This window comes from Alteromonas sp. DY56-G5 (assembly GCF_041414725.1).
In the GTDB taxonomy this organism is placed as follows: domain Bacteria; phylum Pseudomonadota; class Gammaproteobacteria; order Enterobacterales; family Alteromonadaceae; genus Alteromonas; species Alteromonas macleodii.
Genome location: NZ_JANHZQ010000091.1, coordinates 1 through 5,170, shown reverse-complemented (window position 1 = coordinate 5,170; position 5,170 = coordinate 1). Strand labels below are relative to the sequence as shown.

The following is a 5,170-nucleotide window of genomic DNA, read 5'->3' as shown; positions in this document are numbered from 1 at the left end:
GGGGTTTTGCGCCCATCCCCTCGAAATCGGCATTAGGAATTAAAACATTGAGTCTGTTATGATTATGAAAAAATAATCAGGACTATATGCCATCGCTGCTGAACAAACAAAACGCATTCAAATACTCACGTCGTTTGAAGTCAAAGAACTTTATGCTCTCCCCAACTTTAGTCACTCCGACAGAGAAGACTACTTTTCACTCGACAAGGAAACTCAGAAACTGGTCAATACGTTGAGGCAAACAGAGACCAGAATCTATTTTATCCTCTTATTGGGTTATTTCAGATCCAGACCAATAATTTTCAATTTTACATTCTCAGATGTTGAACCTGACTTTAACTACGTTAAAGCAAAATATTTCAGCGATAAAAGCGTTCAAGATGAAGATATTCCACCGCGAACCAAAACAGCGTTAGTTAGAAAACTTCTGACTTATACAGGCTTCTCCGTTTACCAGAGCAAGAATGACAAGGCACCTTTACTCAAAAGGCTCAATGTCGTTGTTAAAATCAATCAAGAGCCAAGATATGTGTTTGATGAATGCATTGCTTACTTTGGACAAAACAGGATTGCGTTAGCTGGTTATACGACACTTCAAGATATCATATCGAGTGTACTTTCTAGTGAGCGTAGTCGCATTGAGTCTGTCCTGAACCAAAACCTAGGCAGTGATACAAAAGCTACGCTTCTTAGATTGCTTGATTCCAAAAGCACGTTCACAGATCTCGCTATGTTAAAGCGCATGGCGAAGGATTTTTCAGCCAGCCAAATATCACAAGAACTAAAGACGCATAAAATCATACGTGCGCTTTATCCAGAAATTAAGACACTGATTGCTGAATTAGAGCTGTCACCGAAAAACCTTGAATACTACGCGTCTTTAGTAAAACACAAGTCGGTTTATAAGTTAAAAAGACATGCTGATAGTCAAACCTTGTTATATCTTGTTTGTTATCTATTCTTCAGGTACCGCGAAACTAACGACAACCTCGTTTCTGCATTTATCTATCTCGTCCGAAAGCTTGCTGAAGGAGCAAAGAGTCACGCCAAACAGGGAGTTATCGAAGATATAAACATTGTCAGAACAAAATTGAAATCGGCTGGCAGTCTGCTGAATTACTTCATTGACAGCGATATTGACGATGCATTGACCTTTGGCGATGTACGCAAAAAAGCCTTTAAGTTGCTACCTGCTGAGAACATTAAATTGCTTAGCGAACATCTTGATAGCAATGATTTTGATGGGCGTAAATATGAGTGGCAATTTATTGATAAACAGTCAAGCAAGGTGAGTAAACTTCTACGCTCCTTGTTCATGGCCATAGACATTGAGTTTATCCATTTAAAAGATGATTTACATAATCAGTATGTAACGTTGCGCTCTGAACTCAGTGAATGCAAGGCTGTTAGAACCATCAACCTAGACTTGGTACCCAAAGGTGACCGAGGGTATTTGCAAGGAGAAGTTTCTAAGCAAATAGCTATTCGTTTTGAGTACTTCCTGTATCGTAAAGCAGAGCAACTATTTCAAAACAATAGCCTTACCGTAAAAGAGAGTGTCAATAATCGTAGTCTGAGTTCAGATTTAATCCAGCCAAAAGAATGGCAAAACAAAGACGATATTATTGAAAATACAGGGCTTGATAAACTATCAGCACCAATTAACCAAACCTTGGATGAGAAGCAGTATCAGCTTGAAGTGAAATTGAAAGAGGCTGGCACACATATATTCAGTGGTGACAACAAATACGTCGAAGTTATACCTGGTAAGTCAGAACTAAAATGGTCTATCCCAAATAGCCGCTGGCAACAAACGGTTGATAACCCTCTCTATAATCAAATTCAGCATATGGGTATTGTCGAGCTTATGCTGTTTGTTGACGAAAAAACTAATTACCTCAATGCTTTTACACATATCGCTACCACAAAACAAAAATCATCAGTAGACAAAGAAGATCTGGTTGCCTGCATACTCGCCAACGGTACGAATTACGGCCTATATAAAATGGCCAATATCTCCGACCGTTCGATGGGAAAGTTGCGCAGTGTTAATGATAGTTACATCAGATACGAGACGCTGAAAGAGTCTAATGATCAGATCTCTAATGCCATTGCTATCCTGCCAATATTTGCTTACTACCATATTGATGACAATCAGTTATTTTCAAGCATCGATGGTCAAAAATTCGAGTGTAGGATCAACACCTTTAAAGCCCGTTATTCATCCAAGTATTTTGCCAAAGGCAAAGGTGTCTCAGCGCTGACGTTAGTGTCAAATCATGTGCCAGTGAATACTCAAGTTATTGGCGCGAATGAATATGAAGGTCATTTTGCATTTGATTTGCTTTACAACAATACCTCTGAGATACAGCCAAATACGTTATCCACCGATAACCACGGCACGAATAACGTCAATTTCGCTATTTTAGATTTCTTTGGCTACACCTTTGCGCCTCGATACGCAAAAATGAAACGAGTGTTTTTTGACTTATTTGAAGTTACTGAAGAAGAAGGTGGCCGAATTCAGTTAAAGAAAGACGTTAACTATAAATTAGTGGCTGAAGAATGGGAAAACATTCAACATATCCTTTGTTCTCTTAGCCAAAAGACAACTACTCAAAGCACCATCATTAGAAAGCTCAGTAACGGCAAGAGTCGCACGTTGTCAGCTTTGCATGAGTATGATCGTCTAATTAAAGCGATTTACGTTTTGGAGTACGTTGATAGCTCAACACTACGCCATTATGTTCAGCAAGCGTTAAATAGAGGGGAAGCCTATCACCAGTTAAAACGAGCCATTACCTCAGTCAATGGTAATAGATTTCGTGGTGGTAACGATTATCAGGTGTCTCAATGGAATGATTGTGCGCGGCTCATTTCAAACTGTATTATCTATTATAATTCTGCCTTGTTATCAGCCTTTTTGAAGATCCAAGAAAGAAACGGTAGACAAGATGTGGTAGATATTATTTCTAAACTATCACCGGTTGCTTGGCAGCACATCAACTTGAACGGAGAGTATGCCTTTAACAAAAATCGTAAAGCGATTGATTTGGCAGGTTTGCTTAGTGGTGTGGAGCCTCTGCAAAGTGAATAATAGTTCAATGAGTTGCTTTCTTATAATCACATTGCTAAATAACGATAGAAAGTTGCTTTAGATATAGAAAGTGAATTACAAATAGACTCTATAGAAAGTGAATTATTTTGGTGCATCTGCTTTGCCATCTGGACTTTAGGGTTGTTGATACCGATTTTAGGTCTACCGCCATTCCGTCCTCGTGCTCTTGCAGCAGATAAACCAGCATTGGTCCGCTCTTGGATTAATCGTCTCTCAAATTGCGACAATGCACTAAATATATTGAACATCAACTCACCTGAAGCTGTTGTTGTATCAATAGCACCGTCCTGGATCGATTTGAATCCAATGTCTTTTTCAACTAATGACTCAATCAAATTGATCAAGTGAGACATTGAGCGGCCAAGACGATCTAATCGCCATACTATTAAAATGTCTCCAGATGACAATGTATCAAGACATTTATCTAATCCTGGTCGAGTTGATTTTGCTCCCGACGTTTTATCGGTAAAAATATGTTCAGGAGCACACCCGTTGTTCATTAACGCATCGATCTGTAGATTTAAGTCTTGATCAGATGTACTTACTCGAGCATACCCTATTTTGAGCCCCATAATCTTATTTACATGTTGAAAAATGACTTTATGAGACTATATTAAATGAGATGGGTTTATAAAACAAATAGAACCAATAAAATCAGACCGAGCGGAGAAAATACTTTTCACTCTCATAAAACGGTCGTTTTTTAATACTTTCTTGTTTGATGAATTTATTGATTTAGTATTAATTTAATTAGTTTCTTCATTGAGATACTGACGCTATCATTAACACAGCAGTAGGTGTAAATAGAGGAAGTTCAAACGTCGGCGTTGAACTAAAAGGTATTACCATTGCATAGACTTGAGAAAGAGTTGCTCGACTTAGTTCAATCCGATACGCGCATATTCAGGTTTATTGAACACTCGTCATTGGACGGTATGTGGCATTGGGACTTGGAGAACGCTGAACACTTTTTGGTCCATATTTTTCTTGGTCGAAAGATCGGATCTTGGAACAGGCAATTAGTTCAATTTCTTAAACCGAGTTCAGGTTAGTTAGACCGTCAAGTTCCTTTAGTAATCACGCGACTATACTTTAGGTATGGTCGTAGCTCGTGATATCAATTCCCAGCGTTAAGAACTTAGTTAATAACTTTATTACTTTCTGGCAAATTTTTTAAACAACGTCTTTACAAATTTGCAGATCATTTCTATGGTTATTTTGTGGTATGGACTTTCCAATTGGAAAGCCGTATGACGTTGTGTGGAACTCGCCTTGATTTTTTTGAGTTATTTTGTAGGTTCAAGTAAAACATGTGTTTGCTTTAAAGGTCCAGTTATCTGTTAGGCATTGATGTAACTCATTTTCTGCTGTCATGAACATTAGTAGCAATTTGAATTTCTGAAAAAGGTGGGCATCCTATAGACAGGACCTTACCAAGATTAACTTCGCATTTGTTCTTGGTAACTACTTTTCCAAAAAGGACTGTGAAATGCTACAAGAATCTATTGCTGTAAAAGATGTAAGCCCATTCCATATATCAACTCCATCAGAACTACTTGAAACACCTAAAGAATATCAAGATCTCGTTAAGAGGCAATTGACTGCCCATGCTGAAGGGGAACTTTCTGGAGCTGATGACTATGTAAAATTGTTTTACTTTTTGACAAATGACCCCTACGAGAAAGCAGTGTGCTGCGAATTAGCCAAGGATGAACTTGACCACTATCAAAGAGCTGCGGACATTTTATTAGATATTGGTATAGATACGTCATTTATGCTATCGCAAAACTTGAACGATAGAGCGTTCTACGCGACCGAAGCCGTAAAAAGTTGTCGAAATTGGGCTGAAAGAGCATTGATTTCGACTCTTGTAGAAGACGCTGTAATTGATGTCCTAGAGGAAATGGCTCAAAGTTCCTACAGGCCTATTGCTGACATGTGCCCTCATGTTTTAAAGGATGAAAAACTGCACGTTGGGCATGGATTCAGGATTACGAGGAGCATGTGTAAGACGAAAAATGGATTCAAGCAAATTCAAGAAGCTCTTATAAG

At 38.5% G+C, this 5,170-nt stretch carries 3 protein-coding genes; 2 read left to right on the top strand and 1 reads right to left on the bottom strand.

Annotated features, from left to right (window positions below):
* Positions 1-91: 91 nt before the first annotated feature.
* Positions 92-3,097 carry a Tn3 family transposase gene (locus tag NO989_RS21470; protein WP_088941599.1) on the top strand — a complete coding sequence of 1,002 codons (3,006 nt, stop codon included), beginning with the start codon at positions 92-94 and terminating at the stop codon, positions 3,095-3,097.
* A 26-nt stretch (positions 3,098-3,123) separates the two neighbouring features.
* Here NO989_RS21470 and NO989_RS21465 read toward each other — a convergent pair whose 3' ends face one another.
* Positions 3,124-3,690 (bottom strand): recombinase family protein, encoded by a 567-nt coding sequence (locus NO989_RS21465; RefSeq protein ID WP_015068652.1) that lies wholly within the window; start codon positions 3,688-3,690, stop codon positions 3,124-3,126.
* Between the two features lie 917 nt (positions 3,691-4,607).
* Between NO989_RS21465 and NO989_RS21460 the strand changes: the two genes are divergently transcribed.
* On the top strand, positions 4,608-5,170 hold a 563-nt coding region (locus tag NO989_RS21460; RefSeq protein ID WP_371343172.1), incomplete at its 3' end, for a Phenylacetic acid catabolic protein.

What these genes read in the sequence shown, in the direction of transcription:
- NO989_RS21465 (WP_015068652.1), bottom strand. Translation starts at nt 3,690, where the DNA reads ATGGGGCTCAAAATAGGGTATGCTCGAGTAAGTACATCTGATCAAGAC.